This is a genomic window from Klebsiella grimontii, assembly GCF_900200035.1.
GTDB lineage: Bacteria > Pseudomonadota > Gammaproteobacteria > Enterobacterales > Enterobacteriaceae > Klebsiella > Klebsiella grimontii.
This window is the reverse complement of record NZ_FZTC01000028.1, coordinates 1-18845: the sequence shown is the minus strand read 5'-3', so window position 1 is coordinate 18845 and position 18845 is coordinate 1. Positions and strand designations below refer to the sequence as shown.

Below are 18845 nucleotides of genomic sequence, written 5' to 3'. Positions count from 1 at the left end.
CAAGAAACCCGGTACGGTTCATAGATCATGCCTGTTCAGAACACTGAATGAAGCACGGGAAATTACCGAGCGCTGGCTGATGGAATATAACGGCGAGCGACCTCATGAATCTCTGAATAATCTGACGCCGGAAGAGTACCGGCTGATGGCTGAAAAACCGGAACTCTCAAAAAGTGCGTGGAACTAAAACAGGTGTGCTTACATTACGAGCTAGAGTAAAAAAAGGGTCAAGAGCAGTGAAGCGCTATGAGGCGAATAAACAGGCTGCTAAAACCCACCGAGGCTGACAACATCTGTCCCGACCACTTCCCTACGCCCCTGGCTTCCTCCGCTGGTGCGCCACCGCTCAGCCTGAAAAGGCAGTCGGAGGTAGGATGTTTTTACTACCGCTTTCAGGTGTTATAGCGCGGTACGTTCTCGATGCCGAAAGATTCCCGGAGACACCATGAACCTCAGACAACAGCAACAGCAGGCGTTTGACCGCAGCGGAGAAGCCCTTATTGTAGGCGACGTCAGCCACTGCCCGCTGCCACCGGAGACCCTCGCCGCGCTGGGACCCGATTCACCGTATGTGGTGCAGGTATACGGTTCTGGCCTGACCGGTGAGGTTTACCGGTTGCGCATCGGCTGCGAGGAGTATAATTTAAAAAAACGACGCGCTGTCGCTGGCGTTGCCAACCTTAACGGCCAGCTGTCGTTTTTAAATGAAGTGCAGAGCCGGCAGGCATTGCAGCGGCTGAAGGATAACCCTGTCACCGCCCCGAGCTTCGCCCACATCGTCCCAACGCTGTATGCTGATTATCGTCTCGGCATTCTTCTCTCTCCGTGGATCGATGGCGAGCTGATTCACCAACTGACCCCGTCGCTGATCGCCCAGCTATTTACTACCCTGGAAGCTTGCGAAGAACAGGGGTTGATGGAGTGGGATCTTTGTAATGGAAATCTGTTGGTGGACCGGGAGGAGCATCTGTGGCTATTCGATTTTGGCTATATGTATCCCTTCGATCCGCTCAGGGAATTCAACAGCAACGGTCTGGCCGATCCCCTTTTTCACTTTGTCGAGCGCTTTGAGACCCGCTTCTTTTTTAACTGGCTGATGACCCAGGTCCCCGGCGCGGAGCAGCAGCTGGCGCACTATCGCGATTTGAAGCGACTAGCGGTTGAAAGCTACCGGCGTAAGCTCGCCTGGCTACGCGCCCGGTGGGCTGCCCCGCAGGTGCAGGCTCATTTTCAGCAGATAACGGCACGCTGGGAATCAGCGCTGGCGGACTCTGCCGCGCTGAGCCAGTTATTTTTCCTGGAGGCCTTCCGCTCCCACGTACTGGATATCGAAGATGATCTGCATGGCCAGTCTTGTACCTTGCTCACCTTGCAACGCATTGACTGGGTTATAAACCAGATTGAACACCATTATCGCTTTATCGCCGATAAAGGCGGCCTGTTTTACGACAACGAAGGGAAATCAAAGCAAGTGCTGCTCAGCAACTATGCGCAGAAGCGGCAACAGGCGCAGCGGTACCTGCTGAACGCCTCCACGGCAGGTTAGCTACGCTCGCGCCCCTGCTTCTGCTTCGTGCTCTAGTCATTTTGAGACTGGCTCCTGTCAAAATCGATTTAGAATACTGCTATTTTGAACTGGCGAGCAATGCATCCAAGCCAATAATTTCACGACTGCTCTGAAGGTATAATGTCAGTTCAACAAAATGTGCTCCCAAGCCACCGGTAATATCCGGGTTAGTGCCTCAATACCCTTGTCACTGTTTTCGGCTTCCAGACCATCCTGCAATCGTGACAGGATCGCTGAGATGTAATAAACGATCTCGTTGGAAATCAGCCGCCCGCACCGATTACTGATGTCTGCTTCAATGTCATTTTTCCCTGTTAACTCTTTCTTTCCACCGACTTTAGCGATGGCGGCACGTAGCTGGTGATAAGATTCAATCCAGTTCAGGGAACGCCGGATGTTGCGTTCCAGCTGCGGATCGCGCAAATATCTTAGCGTATAGGTGTTGCGTACCAGCCGGTCATATTCAAATACCGCCTGTCTTGTCGGATACGCCGTTGTATATGTGCACAATTTACGGATCAGCGTTCCCTGAGTCATTTCCTTCATCTCGAGCGTGGCGACGATACGCTCGAGATTGCTTTTTTCACGGGTGATAAGGTCTTCGCCACTACACCTGCAGAATCTGGAGTTGCGCAGCCATCGCATTAAGCTGATTTTTGCTATCTTAATTCTCGACATGAAGCCTTGTAATATCAGCTAATGTTTGCTCAAGGTTACACCCTGCATCAGTATAAATCTGGTTGAAGTCTTCAACGGTATTCATAATTCAATCTCATGAGTGCCTATCTTCGCCGGATAAGTAAGCTACATAGTCCCCTAGCTTATACAGTATTGCTTAACTTGAAGGCAATCGTAAGCCTTTAGTGGGTGCCATATTGCTAGTTATTTATCGGAAAAGCCAACGTCCACTGCAGGAGTTCATCAACTTAGTTGGCAGGCCTGTCGCCAGAACGTAGCCAATAAAACAGTTGTAATCAATACTCGCAGGATATAAATATACTGCATCATATTCTTACATTTTTTTTGATGATATCGATAGTTCATCATTGACCATATCATTTTCAAGCTCATGAACGGTTAATATCCGGCATTTTCTTTCCGGTGCCATTTTTTCGTATTCAGTTAGATAAATATCACTATGAATATGTTCAGCCATGATTTTAACTAGTAATTTGTTATTGGTATATAAGCCATGTGTTTCTTCCCGATGGGAAAGCATTAGAGCATTTTTCATATCAATCACTAGCATGAAGCGATGTGATGGATAAATCTTTTCATCTATTTCAAATCGAGAGTACAATTCGATAGATTCATGTGGTAGCGCGAGTCGGTTAAATGAGAACACGATAATCCGAACCCCGCGCTCAACGGCATTAATGAGTTCTTGAGCAATGAGTTCAAGATGGAAGTCAGTGTTCAGGTAAACTTCGATTTGAGCCAGTTCGAGCATTTCTCTGGCTTTTTGTAGTGAATTATCAAAACCAGAGACGTTATATATGAACTCTTTCTCTTCCTGTAGCATCATACGTGAGAGTTCTTTTTTTAATACATTGATGTTTTCAATGGTTTGCTTTTCTATGTTGCTGAAAATAAGCTCGGGAGATTTTGCTTGATACTCTTTAGTATTGCCATCGGCCATAAAAATGAAGCCATTTTTATATAGACTATCAATTGATGAGTAGACGCTAGAACGTGATAATGATATTTCTTTTGCTATCTTATAGCCGCTAGAACGACCGTTTTTTAGCAAGTTGATGTATACATTGGCATCTGTCTTTGTAAAGCCAAAACCCATAAGTGTTTTTACCAGTTCGTTCATTAACATAACCTCACATGCAACATAGCCCGTCTGTTAGTTTATCATTACTTACAACGCAAGGGTAGAGGTGTATTGCGCCTTTTCCTTATTAGCCATCGCCGCATCATAGGCAAAACGATATTCTTCATAATTTAAGCGAATTATTTCTGGTAGATAATTATTTGGACAGTGTCGGCTTAATACACTTTTTAGACTTAACGGAAAGTCTGAGTGTATTGTTGCTAATCCACTGAGCACTAACAATCTAGGTTTAAAAACCATTATTGGATCAAGTAAGGCTCTGGCTAGTTGATCCATCCACATTCGGTAGACTTTTTGCGCCCATGCATCACTGCCATCAACTCCCTGAATTATTTCTAAGGCACTCTTCCGCTGAAGAGAGAACTGAAAATACTGTCTTTCGATCCCGGATGTCGAAATGAATTGATGAACGCATCCTATCCCGCAGCATTCGCAAACCGGAGATATACCATCAATGAGTGGCTGATAATTTTTCAATGGGAGATGAGCCCAGGAAACATTTATTGCATGGTCAAATACGCTATCATCGTTGTATTTATCGACTACACAAAGTTCACAGCCAAAATCAACGACAATACTCATAATATTACCTTTTAGCCCTGATAATAAGGACGTATCTAGGTTTTGTAAAACAACAAGTGCTGGGCCGAAAGACTGGCAATGAATACCAGTCTTCTTATCTATAGCCATTTCGAAAAAATTGGTTATTCTATCTAACGGCCCCCAGCGGGACACGTTGCTTTGCATAATGCTGATACCGACAAAGTCAATATTTCCATAGGTCCGCTGGATACTAAAAATCATATGTAATACGGTATCTACACTTTGCTGGCAGTCTATTGGTGTTAATACCTGAGTACGATAACAAACTTCACCATCGTCTATTAACACGCCACGTATCCAGTCAATCGCAAGTGAGATACCGAGTTTCATGATATGATGTCCTTATGGTCCAGACCGATAATATAAAACCCAAAAGGTGTCAGAGATAGTGTTCTGCCCTGATAATTAATAGCTAAAGATTCATCACTATTATTAAGGAGGAAATGTACTTCTCCTCTGCTAAAAGCGACAACTGCCGGATGGTCGACATTATTCCAGTGTATTTTAGGATCATTCCATTCGGAATGTTTTTTCCTCCATAGAATAAGATCTTTAATAAATGACTTAAACTCTAAATCCTGCTTTTGTTCATCCCATATCATACATTTACGATTATCTTCCGATCCCATTGCTCTGCTGCCATTCATACCAACTTCGCTACCGTAATAAATACAAGGAGAACCCACCTGACTAAACATAAAGAGATAGGCTAACCGGGCTTTACGTTTATCATTACCACACAGACTTAATAAACGTGAAGTATCATGGCTTTCAAGAAGATTAAACATAACTTCATTAACGTTACGTGGATAGCAAAGATAGGCATGGGTAACAATATCTATAAATGTTTTTTTGTCATATGCTTGTAAAGCGAAATAGTCAGTAGTTGCTTGCATTAGAGGATAGTTCATCAAGGAGTCAAACTGGTCTCCGCGCAGCCATGGCATGCCTTCATGCCAAATTTCACCGAGAATATAACAATCAGGTTTTATGCTTTTTACCGTTCTACGGAAAGCTCGCCAAAATTCGTGGTCGACTTCATTGGCAACATCAAGGCGCCAGCCATCAATATCAAATTCTTCAATCCAATATCTCGCCACCTGCAGCAGATAATCACGACAAGCGGGGTTTTCAGTATTAAGTTTAGGCATTTCAATAACATTACCAAAGGTTTCGTAATTGAAATTACGGAAATCCCACTCATTTTTATCACCAGATGGGTATACCGGGAATTTTTTAATCCAGAACCAGTCTGCGTAAGGTGATTTATCACCATTTTTTACAACATCTAACCATAATGGTGATTGATTACCAATATGATTAAACACTGCATCCAGCATGACCTTCATTCCTCGTTGGTGAGCTTTTTGCACCAATTCTTTAAACCGATCGTTGCCACCGAAATGGGGATCAACGTTAAAATAATCTACGGTATCATATTTATGGCTAGCGTTAGCCGTAAATATGGGACAAAGGTATAAACCGTTAACGCCAAGATCTTGCAAATAATCAAGTTTGTTAATAATGCCCTGCAAATCACCGCCCATAAAGTTTTTTGAATCTGGAGGCGTTCCCCACGGTTGTACGTTTTCTGGCGATATCGATGGATCGCCATTGCAAAATCGTTCAGGAAAGATCTGATACCATATTGTTTTTTTAACCCATTCTGGCGTAGAAAGTACATCACCTGGATTGATATAAGGGAAGCAAAAAAAGTTGGACAAGTTACTCAGTTCTGTCTCTGCTACAGGTGGTTTACTTATATCAACACAGCGTCGTTCACCAAATAATAATTTTTCCCCGTTATTTCCGTATAATATAAAACCATAGCGGCTACGTCGTTTGCACGGAGTAAATGCGGCAAACCAGTGGTCATAGCTCTCGCTTTGTCCCTCTTTTTCCATGTGAACTTCGTTGCCGCCGCTCCATCCATGCGCGTCGCTGCCGCCAAGGTTTCCACCATCTAGGCCACCTTCCTCCCATTGATAGGGATCGCCGATCCACAGAGAGACTTTCGCGACCTCGCCTTTGACTGTGCGAAATCTAATATGTAGGGTTTCTTTATTATAAGCGTAGCTATCGGCACTCTTTGCGGAGTGGCTTAATGAACTAATTGTAATCATATCTTATCCTGATCTTATTCTTTTACCGCACCGCTAACCAGTCCGGTAGTAATATGTTTCTGTGTAACAATGAAAAGTAACGTTATTGGTACAGCAACTAATAATGCACCAGCAGCAAATAGCGTAAAGTTTTCAGCTGAGTTGGAGGATATCCAGCTAAAGATACCAATTGCCAGAGTCATTTTATCTTCACTGCGTAAAATTAGAGTTGGTAAAATAAAGTCCATCCATGGGCCGGTGAATGAAACCAATGCCACAAATACGAGAATAGGTTTAGCAAGCGGTAATATAATTTCAAAAAATATAGTTAGATGCCCTGCACCATCAATTTTTGCTGCTTCATCCAATGACGTAGGGATTGCATCAAAATAACCTTTAACCAGCCATGTCATAAAAGGTAGGGAACCAGTAACGTAGACTAATAGCAAACCAATGTATGTATCAATTAGATTCATCTTTGACAATAAGATATAAATTGCGGTCATGGAAAGAAATGCCGGGAACATCTGTAACACTAAAATGCTCATGAGTATTTTTTTTTTGGCTTTGAAACGATATCTTGAAAAAATAAATGCCGTTATTGTTACTACTACCAAAGAAATAAGCATGTTACAGGTTGCGAGTATAAAGGTGTTTTTGTACCATTTTAAATAAGGCGTTCCCGTAAGTAGATTATGGTAATGTTCTAATGTAAATGATATTTCAGTAAAACCAGAACTAAAAAGATTGTTCCCAGGCTTTAGCGATGACATAACTGTCCATATTACTGGCCCAAGGACAACAAGTGCATTTAATAATAAGAAAAGATAGACTAAAATCGTCATTATCTTGCTAATAATGTTTCTCATTTACATCCCCACATCTTCTTTGAATGATTTCATTCGCCTAAATTGCCAGATCGCAAATATCGATAAGAACAGGAAAATAATGATTGAGATGACAGAAGCAATTTGATATTGCTGAAAATCAAGGGTTAATTTATAGATCCACGTAATCAAAATATCAGTATGTCCGGCAAAGCGATATTCCGGGTTTATCGGCCCACCTTCTGTTAGCAGGTATATTGCACCAAAGTTATTGAAATTATGTGCAAAGGTCATAACCAATGAAGGGGCGACCTGGTGCAGAACCATCGGTAACGTGATTTCACGGAACTGTTGGAATTTACTAGCACCATCCACCTCACTTGCTTCGTATAGGTCACGGGGAATATTGGTCATTGCTCCGGTGATTAGCAGCATAAAGTAGGGAGCGCCAACCCATACACTTACCGCAATTACAGTCATTTTAGCTATTAATGGATCGGAAAGAAAACCAATTGAATCAATACCCCAGCTATTTAATGTACTATTTACTGGACCAATTCCATTCAGAAGCAGACGGAAAATAAGCAGGGTAACGAACGCCGGGATCGCATAGGGTAAGATGAATACGACTCGCCAGGCTTTCTTCGCTATAATTTTTTTGTTTTCTAACGCGAGGGCTAACAGAAATCCAAAGCTACAAGTGCATATAGTTGCAAAAAAAGCCCATAGCACAGTCCACACACCAATACCAACGAACGTTTTAGACCAGATCCGAAGCTCAAAGAGGGTAATGAAATTCTTCAATCCGACCCAATCAACAAGATTTTTAGGTGGGATATGATGAGGAGCCGAGTAGTTTGTTAGTGATACCAAAACGGTGATGATCATCGGCATAATAATAAAGGCAATGCAGGCAATAAATGCCGGAGCCAACATGATAGTAGCAAAACGATTATCGTAAATCGTTCGTAACTGTTCCGTAAAGCTCTGATGGCACTTTTCACATACCTGCGCATCCTTAATATTTAACCAATAAACAAAAATTGAAAAAAATAAAAAAATGAATGCAACAACACCTTCAACCAACATAAAAATTGAATTGTCACCAGCTACAATATCAAACCCACTACGTGTTTGGGCCACGGTGCCTAAAGTGATGAGTCCCTGCGTTGCGTTGAGTAATAAATTGATGTTGCTAATAACTACAATCTGGAATAATAAAAAAACGGAGCCTTTTATCCAATGACCAGAAATGAGCTGCGTAGCGCCCATAATAAGAAAAGATGCCGGAAATATACGCATGCTTTTTCCCTCAGACAATAACATAGTTACTCCTGAAATTTGATTTGCTCATCAATGATATTACGAGCACGGTCAAGTGCTGCTTTTGGCGTTTGGTCATTGATCCACATATCGGTAATCGCATTTGCCAGTGGGGACCATAAATAACCCATTTCCGGAATAGATGGCATGGCATCAGAGTGAAGCCCTTGTTTAATAATTGCGCTCGTCGCTTCATTTGCAGTTGGTAGGATTTTGTTCATCAGATTCGGTACCGGAGGTATAGATTCTGTCATCTCATAGCGTTTCATTAACATTTCATCAGATGAGAGATAGTCAGCGAAAAGTTGTGCCGCCTTAGGCGATTTACTATAAGAAGAGACGACCGCCAGGCGAACCGTAGAAAACGAACGTGGTTGTTTTCCTTCAAGAGTAGGTATGGGAACAACGCCAAAATTAATTTTACTGTTGTTATATCCCTGGATTGCCCATGGACCGTCGATGATGGCAGCTACTTTGCCTTCAGAAAATAAGCCTCGACGCACCTGTGGATTACGCATATCTACCGGATTAGATGGGTTTGCAGTTTTAAGTCGTTTCATCGCTGCAAGCCCTTTTTGGGCTAATTCGGAGTTGATTCCTAGGTCCTTGACGTTTGTCCCTTCCTGACCAAATTCGTAAGCACCATACAGGGTTAGAAACATTCTTGACTCATAATAGTTTTGTACATCCCATAACAAGGTATATTTATTTTCCTTAACATTATTAAATTCAGCACTTAGCTGGATCAACTCTTCAAATTTATCTGGCGGCAACCGAAGGATATCCTTGTTATAAAATAATGCGACGGTTGCATAACTTACTGGAAAACCATAATTATTTCCTTCATAGCGTGAAGCATTTATTGCATTAGACATAAATTTTTTATTTATACGTTCTGCCGAGATCAGATTTTCCATTACGCCACCGGCAACAACCAGTCGGCCTAAAAGATCGTGCTCGATTTCGGCAACGTCAGCAACGCGCGTGGATCCACCATCCTGTATCATTCGCGAGGCGGCATCTATTGGCGCCAATCCCCTAAACGTAAATCTTACCTGGCTGTTATATGTTTTATTAAAGTTTTCAGCAGCATATTTCATATAATCTAGCGTAGAAATATCCGTCCATATTAGAAGATTTGCTTGTTTTTCAGGTGCAATACTCTCTCCCCAAGCTGCGGGAACAAGGGCCGTCAGACCGAAGAGCAGAACAGCGTCTAGCAATTTTATTTTCATAGTTACTCATTTTAGTAGTACGTAGTGTACCACTATGATGCATGCGTCCTTTTTTATGTCAACATGCGGTCTACCCAGATAGGTTTATTTGTGATGTTTCTCAAAAAACATCAGATGTTTGAACAATTTTTGTGATTCTGTTCTCCATTTTTTAGGTATGAATCCAGTCCCTTATTGGCAGCAAAAAATAGGCTAAAAATGATATCCTGAATTTAAAAAAAACATAAAACGTGATTTTGGTCACAATTTTATCGAAAGATTAGTGACTTGAATCTCGTTTACGTTATTGCCATGAGGAAAAAAAAATTAAATGAGAGAAATTTAATAGGCGTCCATGAGGAACTACTAATCATGATAAAATTTAACGCTATCCCTCAGCATTCTCTTCCGATGTTGTGATAGCTGAATAAGGAAGTACTATGAAAAAAAAATTACTCTCTGCCTCTATTGCTCTTGCTCTCACAGCGCCCGTACATTCATTTGCAGCCAGCGATCAGCGTGGGTACAAACCTGAAGACGTCGCTTTTGATGAAAGTTTTTTTTCGTTTGGTGGCCATGTAGGGACTTCTGTTGAATATGAAGATAAGGTAACTCGTGGTTTCAATAACACGGATAAAAAGGAGAAGACGATTACCAATGAGGTTTTCAACTTTTTTTATAACAATCCACAATGGAATTTTATGGGTTTTTACTCTTTTAAAATAGAAAATAGAGAGCAAAAGGAGCCTGGTTATTATGAGAATGAAGATGGTATTAAGCAGCTTTTTTCATTGAATAAAGGTCATGATCTTGGTAACGGTTGGGCTACTGGTTTAATTTATGAGCTAGAATATACAAGAAGTAAAGTTTATTCTCCGGATGTTAGTGGTCTACGTAAAAACCTTGCCGAGCACAGCATTAGACCATATTTAACCTACTGGAATAATGATTATAATATGGGATTCTATTCTAATCTTGAATACCTTTTGAGTAAAGAAGATCGCAATGCATGGGGGAAAAGGCAAGAGCAGGGATATAGTGCATTGTTTAAACCCTACAAGCGTTTTGGTAACTGGGAGGTCGGTGTTGAATTCTATTACCAAATTAAAACTAATGATGAGAAGCAACCAGATGGAACCATTAATGAGAAAAGTGATTTTAATGAAAGATATATAGAGCCTATTGTTCAATATAGCTTTGATGATGCCGGCACGCTGTACACGCGGGTACGTGTCGGGAAAAATGAAACTAAAAATACTGATCGTAGTGGTGGCGGTAATGCTGGCATTAACTACTTCAAAGACATTAGAAAAGCTACCGTTGGTTATGAACAATCAATAGGTGAAAGTTGGGTAGCCAAAGCTGAGTACGAGTATGCTAATGAAGTTGAGAAAAAAAGTCGATTATCAGGATGGGAAGCTAGAAATAAGAGCGAGTTAACACAACATACCTTCTATGCTCAGGCACTATATCGCTTTTAGTCTTAACGTAAGGGGCGTTTATGTTCAGTGTTATGGAAATCGCCACTCTGTTATCCGGGAGCTATACCGGTGATGGAGCAATTCGGGTTAACTTTATACGGCCAATTCGCAGTCCTGATGTCGGCGGCCTGGCTATTGTTTTCGCCAAACAAGACTTGCAATTCTTATCTGGCTCACATGCTGACGTGCTGATAGGACCTGATGAAATACTGGATAGCCCAGCGAAGGCACATATTGTTATCTCACATTTGGATGTTGAGCGCCTTAATCTTTTTCTTCGTTCTTATAAAGTAAAAAGGTTTCATCTCAATGATCAAGGGAATACGTCGGCACTCTCAGATGTTTATATTGGAAAACATTGCCAAATTGGTGATGGCTGCATTTTTATGCCTGGTGTGAAGATCATGAATGGGGTTATTATTGGGGATAATGTTGCTATCCACTGCAACACTGTTATTAAAGAAGGAACTATCATCGGAAATAATGTAACTATCGACTCAAACAATTCGATTGGTAACTACAGTTTTGAGTATATGGCTTCAAGAAATGGTAAGTATCAACGAGTAGAAAGTGTGGGGCGAGTCATTATTTACGATGATGTAGAGATCGGGAGCAACAATACAATAGATCGTGGAACATTAGGTAACACGACGATTGGTCGGGGAACTAAAATAGATAATCAGATTCAGATTGGACATGACTGTCATATTGGTGAAAACTGCTTAATAGTATCACAGGCTGGGTTTGCCGGTCATACAACTCTTGGTGACCATGTTATCGTACAGGGACAGGTTGGGACCTCCGGCCATATAGCGATTGGTAGCCATTCTATTATCAAGGCAAAATCAGGTGTAAGTCACTCCTTCCCTGAGAATAGCGACTTATTTGGTTACCCGGCAAAAGATACCCGTGCTTATTACAAAAACATTGCCGTTCTTAACATTTTAACAAAAAATCATCAATTTAAAAAAAATCGATCTATATCGGACACATGGAGGAATCGTTTTTTTAATTTTTTAAACTCCTAAATTTTGAAGAGAATAGAATTTTATCGTGCCAGTACTTAGTCACTGACGTTTTTCGTCATTGTCCACTAAATTTTTGAAGGATGGTATTTGTTATGAAACGTTTAAATTTAATTATTGCTGCCGTATTCACTATGCTTTATGCCTCTGCTGTTTTTAGTACCTCAGTTAACGCACAGGGTTCCGCTGATAATCCTTTCTATAATTGTGCTCTGCCTTCCGTTGACGAGCGTGGACCGATTCGGCCTTCTTTATATGTTGTTGGTACCTTTCCTGAAGGACAATGGATTCAGCAAGAAAACCGTAAAATGCTCTATAAAGGCAATGGTATATATCAGTTAGTTATAGATGAAAAAGCCGGTAATCTTAGCGTTCAGTTCGCTACGATGAGCTGGAATCCGCAATTCACTGCAGCGGGTCTGGAGTTAACAGTTGGACAAGTTAAGGATCTGAAACGAGCAGGTTTTGCAAAAAATACAGCAGTAACGTTACCAGTTGCTGGCCGCTACGTCTGGACGGTCAAAATTGCTGAAGATAAAAAGCCACTTCAGGTTGCCGTTGCACAATGTAAATAATTAAGCTGCTTCCAGCAGAATAGTAAACATACGTCGTGGCTAATATTTGGACGATGGTAAGTATAGTCTTGTTAGCCACAGATGTCTTTCTTCTTATGGGGTAAATCATGGCAACGGTTAGTTTGCGGAAAATTGAAAAAAGATATGAAAATGGCTTTAAGGCTGTCCATGGTATCGATCTCGAAATCCATGACGGTGAATTTATGGTTTTTGTCGGGCCTTCCGGTTGTGCGAAATCAACAACTTTGAGAATGATTGCCGGTCTTGAAGATATTAGCGGAGGCGAAATTTATATCGGAAATAGAAAGGTTAATGACCTTCCGCCCAAAGACCGTGGTATTGCCATGGTTTTCCAAAACTATGCACTTTATCCGCATAAAACCGTTTTCGACAACATGGCTTTTGGTCTCAAAATGCAGAAACGACCTAAGGATGAGATTAAACGCCGGGTTGAAGACGCGGCCGAAAAACTTGAAATTACCGAACTGCTTTATCGTAAGCCGAAAGAAATGTCGGGCGGACAGCGCCAGCGTGTCGCTGTTGGCCGGGCGATTGTACGTAAACCTGATGTTTTTTTATTCGATGAGCCTTTATCAAACCTTGATGCCAAGCTCAGGGTATCGATGCGGATGAAAATTGCCCAACTACATCGTTCTCTGAAAGAGGAGGGGCATCCTGCTACAATGATTTATGTTACTCACGATCAGACTGAAGCGTTAACTCTAGGAGATCGCATTTGTGTTCTTAACCATGGGAATATCATGCAGGTTGATACACCTACTGATCTTTATAATTATCCTAATAATAAGTTCGTTGCCAGTTTTATCGGTTCACCATCAATTAATTTGATAGATACTGCTATCCGTAAGAATAATGAGAGGTTGTATGTTGAAATTGCTCCTGGCGTTGAAATATTAATTCCACATAGTAAGCAAGTGTTGCTTGAAGGTTATATTAATAAGCCTGTATGTTTTGGTATTAGACCAGAGCATATCTCTCTTGCTAGCGATGATGATGACCTTAATACCTTTGAGGGAGTTTTAACGGTGGTTGAAAATATGGGGAGCGAAAAATTTTTATATTTTATCGTTGGTGGGAAGGAACTTATTGCCAGAGTTGATACACAAGATATTAATCCATTTCATATAGGGAAAACTTTAAGATTTAATCTTAATACTGCCTTTTGTCATGTTTTTGATTTCTATAATGAGAACAATCTGACAAATGTAAGAGTGTGATTTTTTCTTAGCTCACCTCATCACAATATATCACCACTGCACTGCAAAATATACGTGTGTAGTGGTTCCTGAATTCACGATCCTTATGAAGTCGCTTTTATTGACGCTTCGATTATTTTCATCTCGCGTTGTAGTTGTAGTTGTAGTTGTAGTTGTAGTTGTAGTTGTAGTTGTAGTTATTTTTCAATTTAAGTGGAGTTAATATAAAGTAAAACTAATATTTTCACTAACTTTATTAGGACTAGATAATGAAAAGAAACCGTTTTTTTAATACCTCGGCTGCTATTGCCATTTCGATTGCATTAAATACTTTTTTTTGTAGCATGCAGACGATTGCTGCTGAACCAGAAGAAACTTATCTTGATTTTCGTAAGGAGACGATATATTTTCTATTCCTTGATCGTTTCAGCGATGGAGATCCAAGTAATAATGCAGGGTTTAATTCTGCAACCTACGATCCTAATAATTTAAAAAAATATACTGGAGGAGATCTCCGGGGGTTGATTAATAAACTACCCTATTTAAAATCACTTGGTGTTACTTCAATCTGGATTACTCCCCCAATCGATAATGTGAATAATACTGATGCTGCTGGCAATACTGGATATCATGGTTATTGGGGAAGAGATTATTTTCGTATAGATGAACATTTTGGCAATCTCGATGATTTCAAAGAACTGACTAGTTTGATGCATAGTCCTGATTATAATATGAAACTGGTTCTTGATTATGCCCCTAATCATTCGAATGCTAATGATGAAAATGAATTTGGTGCACTATATCGTGATGGTTTGTTTATTACTGATTATCCTACAGATGTTGCCGCCAATACGGGCTGGTATCATCACAATGGTGGGGTAACGAACTGGAATGATTTCTTCCAAGTGAAGAATCATAATCTATTCAATCTATCAGACCTCAATCAATCCAATACTGATGTCTACCAGTACTTGTTGGATGGTTCTAAATTTTGGATCGATGCTGGTGTGGATGCTATCAGGATTGATGCCATCAAGCATATGGACAAGTCTTTTATACAGAAATGGACCAGCGATATTTATGATTACAGTAAGTCTATCGGCCGGGAAGGATTTTTTTTCTTCGGTGAATGGTTTGGTGCCAGTGCGAATACTACAACAGGTGTTGATGGTAATGCTATCGATTACGCCAACACTTCCGGGTCAGCGTTGCTGGATTTTGGATTCCGCGATACTTTAGAAAGAGTTTTGGTAGGACGTAGCGGAAATACAATGAAAACGTTAAATAGTTATCTGATAAAAAGACAAACAGTCTTTACCAGTGATGACTGGCAGGTTGTTTTTATGGATAACCATGATATGGCACGCATTGGTACCGCTCTGCGTTCAAACGCCACTACTTTTGGTCCTGGAAATAATGAAACCGGTGGAAGTCAGAGTGAAGCTTTTGCTCAGAAACGTATAGACCTCGGTCTGGTTGCGACAATGACTGTACGTGGTATTCCTGCCATTTATTATGGTACTGAACATTATGCCGCTAACTTTACCTCTAACAGTTTTGGTCAAGTTGGCAGTGATCCTTACAACCGAGAGAAAATGCCAGGATTTGATACGGAAAGTGAGGCTTTCTCCATTATTAAAACACTGGGTGACCTAAGGAAAAGTAGCCCGGCAATTCAAAATGGAACTTATACTGAACTATGGGTTAATGATGATATATTAGTATTTGAGCGGCATTCTGGGAACGATATTGTTATTGTTGCACTTAATCGTGGTGAGGCTAACACAATTAATGTTAAAAATATAGCGGTTCCTAATGGGGTATATCCGAGTTTGATTGGGAATAATAGTGTTTCAGTAGCAAATAAACAGGCAACACTAACACTTATGCAAAATGAAGCTGTTGTCATTCGCTCACAATCAGATGATGCGGAGAACCCTACAGTACAAAGCATAAACTTCACATGTAATAACGGTTATACGATTTCAGGTCAAAGTGTTTATATTATTGGTAATATACCTCAGTTAGGTGGTTGGGACTTAACTAAAGCGGTAAAAATATCACCGACACAATATCCACAATGGAGTGCGAGCTTAGAGCTTCCTTCTGACTTAAATGTTGAATGGAAGTGTGTGAAACGTAATGAAACCAATCCGACGGCTAATGTTGAGTGGCAGTCTGGTGCAAATAACCAGTTCAATAGCAATGACACACAAACAACGAATGGCTCGTTTTAATTAAAATTTAGTGGACCAGCGTTCCAATCGATGGTCCACTATTCGTACTCCGGCCATAATTATTTTTGACTAATACTCTTACAAATTTTCAACCTAGGCTGATGTGACTACATATTTTTGCTGTACGCGGACCTGGTCGTCTGCGTCTATTTAGAGTGAAGATGTATATCCATTTCACCCTCACGAAATACTAAATAGCTGCGCCAAATAGTAGATCATTTTAAGGGAACTCAGCCCGGATTATGCGATCTGATCAATCGCCAAACCAACCATAATCACCAACCGGACTAAGCGATGTCGATCATAGCACCAATACCCCGTACCGAACGACGCCTGATGCAAAAAACTATCCATAAAACTCGCGATAAAAATCATGCCCGCAGGCTGACCACTATACTGATGCTGCACCGAGGAAGTCGTGTTTCCGACGTCGCCAGAATACTTTGCTGTGCCCGTTCGTCCGTGGGACGCTGGCTCAACTAGTTTACCCTGTGTGGCACTGAACGCCTGATATCACTGCGTACGGGCCGTGAACCCCAGTGGCCATTTGAGCAAATTTGTGCACTTCTGGTACAGCTTGTCAGCCGTTCTCCCGCTGATTTTGGCTATCTACCCGACCGCAGAGTGGTAGCCATTGGTGATAAGCTCCATCTGCATGACAACGCTCAGTTTATTCGTGAGCGTACAGCGAGAGCCGTCTGGTCATAACCTGATGTATTCGACAAAGTGGTGTATACCAAATAGTGGTGGGAACCAAAGTGTCAGATATGCAAGAAAAATGTGACTTCAGGCAGGCGTAAAGGCTACCTAGACTGGCCCCCTGAATCTCCAGACAACCAATATCACTTAAATAAGTGATAGTCTTAATACTAGTTTTTAGACTAGTCATTGGAGAGCAGATGATTGATGTCTTAGGACCGGAGAAACGCAGACGGCGTACTACACAGGAAAAGATCGCTATTGTTCAGCAGAGTTTTGAACCGGGAATGACGGTCTCCCTTGTTGCCCGGCAACACGGTGTGGCAGCCAGCCAGTTATTTCTCTGGCGCAAGCAATACCAGGAGGGAAGTCTTACTGCTGTGGCCGCAGGAGAGCAGGTCGTTCCTGCCTCTGAACTTGCTGCTGCCATGAAGCAGATTAAAGAACTCCAGCGCCTGCTCGGCAAAAAAACGATGGAAAATGAACTCCTTAAAGAAGCCGTTGAATACGGGCGTGCAAAAAAGTGGATAGCGCACGCGCCCTTATTGCCCGGGGATGGGGAGTAAGCTTAGTCAGCCGTTGTCTCCGGGTGTCGCGTGCGCAGTTGCACGTAATTCTCAGACGAACCGATGACTGGAAAGATGGTCGCCGCAGCCGTCACTCAGATGATACGGATGTGCTTCTCCGTATACACCATGTTATCGGAGAGCTGCCCACGTATGGTTATCGTCGGGTATGGGCGCTGCTTCGCAGACAGGCCGAACTTGATGGTATGCCTGCGATCAATGCCAAACGTGTTTACCGGATCATGCGCCAGAATGCGCTGTTGCTTGAGCGAAAAACCGCTGTACCGCCATCGAAACGGGCACATACTGGCAAAGTGGCCGTGAAAGAAAGCAATCAACGATGGTGCTCTGACGGGTTCGAGTTCCGCTGTGATAACGGAGAAAAACTGCGAGTCACGTTCGCGCTGGACTGCTGTGACCGTGAGGCACTGCACTGGGCAGTCACTACGGGCGGCTTCGACAGTGAAACAGTACAGGACGTAATGCTGGGAGCGGTGGAACGCCGCTTCGGCAACGTGACCTGCCCCCAGGATTAGATACAACCTTCAGTTAGTAATGTCAGTTGGTTTTTCTTCATATTTCCCGTTTCGCCAGCCCGCTGCAAATTCAGCCGGCGTCAGGGGGTGGGAAAAGCGTTACTGCGCTATGTCATCGCATGGGCTGAAACTCACGGTTACCGGCAGTTGATTGCCATCGTCGGTGACAGCAATAATGAGGGCTCGCTAAAAGTCCATCAGCAGGTCGGATTTACAGAAATAGGTGCATTGAAAGACATTGGCTTCAAGCATGGTCGCTGGCTCGACACGGTATTGCTGCAACGCAATCTGGGCGAGGGAAACAGCACTATACCATCGGATTCAGGTCTCGTGCTCTGAGTCAGCAATAAGGGGGTATCAGCCCCCTTCATGGTTATTTTGATCGTTTACTTGCATTATCAGTAAGCGTATTGCTTGATAAGATAATTGACCTGAACAGGGGAGGTCAGCGATTTTGGCCTGATTAGCTGGATCTGCGATTTCACCTGAGCCGGAGCATAACCCAGTTCGAGCATCAGAATAGCGGCCATCATACCTGTCCGGCCAGAACCACCGTGACAATGGATAACCATCGTCGCACCTGACTCGACTAACCCCAATAAAATATCCTTCTGTTGAGCAAAGGCCTGTGCAAATGGCGCTTCAGGCGCACAGCTATCTTCAACGGGCAGGTGATACCAGTCCATACGAAGTTCAGCACAAAGGGACGGGAGCGTATCGGCTTGCTTTTCAGTCATTTCAGCCATCGTCATCATAGTGATAACGGTCTGAGCACCTGCTTCTTTTAGTGATTTTAAGGAATCAACAATGGAAACCCCTTTAGTTCCAGGGCAAGGGGTAAAAATTAGCTTAGCGCCATTGTCTAAGGTAAGAATATCAAACGGATGTATCATCGATAAAAACTCCATACTTACTTTCGTATACGTCAATTCATCAGGCTATCGTTCCGCCTCTAATGCGCCCATGCAGCCTGTGCAGGCATCATTCCTTTTTGCACGTGACTCATAAAAAGCAGAATAATGTCGCTATGGAA

General features: G+C 42.2%; 14 protein-coding genes and 4 pseudogenes. 10 read left to right on the top strand and 8 right to left on the bottom strand.

Annotated elements, in window-relative coordinates; translation table 11 throughout:
* Positions 1-187, top strand: a 187-nt coding sequence (locus tag KOSB73_RS30540; RefSeq protein ID WP_165775031.1) for an integrase core domain-containing protein, incomplete at its 5' end; no start/stop codon positions are given.
* A gap of 258 nt (positions 188-445) precedes the next feature.
* Positions 446-1546, top strand: coding sequence for a protein kinase family protein (locus KOSB73_RS24770; protein WP_004136092.1), 1101 nt, complete (start codon positions 446-448; stop codon positions 1544-1546).
* 79 nt (positions 1547-1625) lie between these two features.
* Here KOSB73_RS24770 and KOSB73_RS24765 read toward each other — a convergent pair.
* The 7 genes and pseudogenes from KOSB73_RS24765 to KOSB73_RS24735 all read right to left on the bottom strand — a co-directional run.
* Positions 1626-2170 (bottom strand): annotated as a pseudogene (locus KOSB73_RS24765) (Tn3 family transposase); the annotation flags it as partial.
* 409 nt (positions 2171-2579) lie between these two features.
* The gene (locus KOSB73_RS24760; RefSeq protein ID WP_004136090.1) at positions 2580-3386 is read right to left on the bottom strand and encodes a TrmB family transcriptional regulator; all 807 of its coding nucleotides are present in this window, start codon (positions 3384-3386) and stop codon (positions 2580-2582) included.
* Positions 3387-3434: 48 nt separating this feature from the next.
* On the bottom strand, positions 3435-4340 hold the full coding sequence (locus tag KOSB73_RS24755; protein ID WP_004136089.1) for an ROK family protein: 906 nt from the start codon (positions 4338-4340) through the stop codon (positions 3435-3437).
* Entirely contained in the window at positions 4337-6133 is a 1797-nt protein-coding gene (locus KOSB73_RS24750; protein WP_026055970.1) for a glycoside hydrolase family 13 protein, read from the bottom strand. The genes KOSB73_RS24755 and KOSB73_RS24750 overlap by 4 nt, the downstream gene beginning before the upstream one ends.
* Positions 6134-6147: 14 nt before the next feature.
* The gene (locus KOSB73_RS24745; protein ID WP_004136085.1) at positions 6148-6981 is read right to left on the bottom strand and encodes a sugar ABC transporter permease; all 834 of its coding nucleotides are present in this window, start codon (positions 6979-6981) and stop codon (positions 6148-6150) included.
* Positions 6982-8265 carry a carbohydrate ABC transporter permease gene (locus KOSB73_RS24740; RefSeq protein ID WP_088168627.1) on the bottom strand — a complete coding sequence of 428 codons (1284 nt, stop codon included), beginning with the start codon at positions 8263-8265 and terminating at the stop codon, positions 6982-6984.
* Positions 8266-8267: 2 nt separating this feature from the next.
* Positions 8268-9497, bottom strand: coding sequence for a sugar ABC transporter substrate-binding protein (locus KOSB73_RS24735; RefSeq protein WP_004136083.1), 1230 nt, complete (start codon positions 9495-9497; stop codon positions 8268-8270).
* A 419-nt stretch (positions 9498-9916) separates the two neighbouring features.
* Between KOSB73_RS24735 and KOSB73_RS24730 the strand changes: the two genes are divergently transcribed.
* The 8 genes and pseudogenes from KOSB73_RS24730 to KOSB73_RS24690 all read left to right on the top strand — a co-directional run.
* Positions 9917-10957, top strand: a complete 1041-nt coding sequence (locus tag KOSB73_RS24730) for a hypothetical protein (RefSeq protein ID WP_004136082.1) — start codon at positions 9917-9919, stop codon at positions 10955-10957.
* Positions 10958-10977: 20 nt separating this feature from the next.
* A complete protein-coding gene (locus KOSB73_RS24725; RefSeq protein WP_004136081.1) occupies positions 10978-11985 on the top strand; it encodes a UDP-3-O-(3-hydroxymyristoyl)glucosamine N-acyltransferase in 1008 nt (335 codons plus the stop codon).
* 92 nt (positions 11986-12077) lie between these two features.
* Complete coding sequence (locus KOSB73_RS24720; RefSeq protein ID WP_004136080.1) at positions 12078-12557, top strand: early set domain-containing protein; 480 nt, start codon at positions 12078-12080, stop codon at positions 12555-12557.
* Between the two features lie 107 nt (positions 12558-12664).
* A complete protein-coding gene (locus KOSB73_RS24715; protein ID WP_004136079.1) occupies positions 12665-13795 on the top strand; it encodes an ABC transporter ATP-binding protein in 1131 nt (376 codons plus the stop codon).
* Positions 13796-14043: 248 nt separating this feature from the next.
* A complete protein-coding gene (locus tag KOSB73_RS24710) occupies positions 14044-16011 on the top strand; it encodes an alpha-amylase family glycosyl hydrolase (RefSeq protein ID WP_098141137.1) in 1968 nt (655 codons plus the stop codon).
* 294 nt (positions 16012-16305) lie between these two features.
* A pseudogene (locus KOSB73_RS24705) lies at positions 16306-16632 on the top strand (helix-turn-helix domain-containing protein); the annotation flags it as partial.
* Between the two features lie 278 nt (positions 16633-16910).
* Positions 16911-17791: pseudogene (locus KOSB73_RS24695) on the top strand (IS3 family transposase); the annotation flags it as partial.
* A gap of 93 nt (positions 17792-17884) precedes the next feature.
* Positions 17885-18151, top strand: a pseudogene (locus tag KOSB73_RS24690) (N-acetyltransferase family protein); the annotation flags it as partial.
* A gap of 59 nt (positions 18152-18210) precedes the next feature.
* Here the strand turns inward: KOSB73_RS24690 and KOSB73_RS24685 are convergent.
* Positions 18211-18720 carry a phosphatase domain-containing protein gene (locus tag KOSB73_RS24685; RefSeq protein ID WP_088168630.1) on the bottom strand — a complete coding sequence of 170 codons (510 nt, stop codon included), beginning with the start codon at positions 18718-18720 and terminating at the stop codon, positions 18211-18213.
* Positions 18721-18845: the final 125 nt, after the last annotated feature.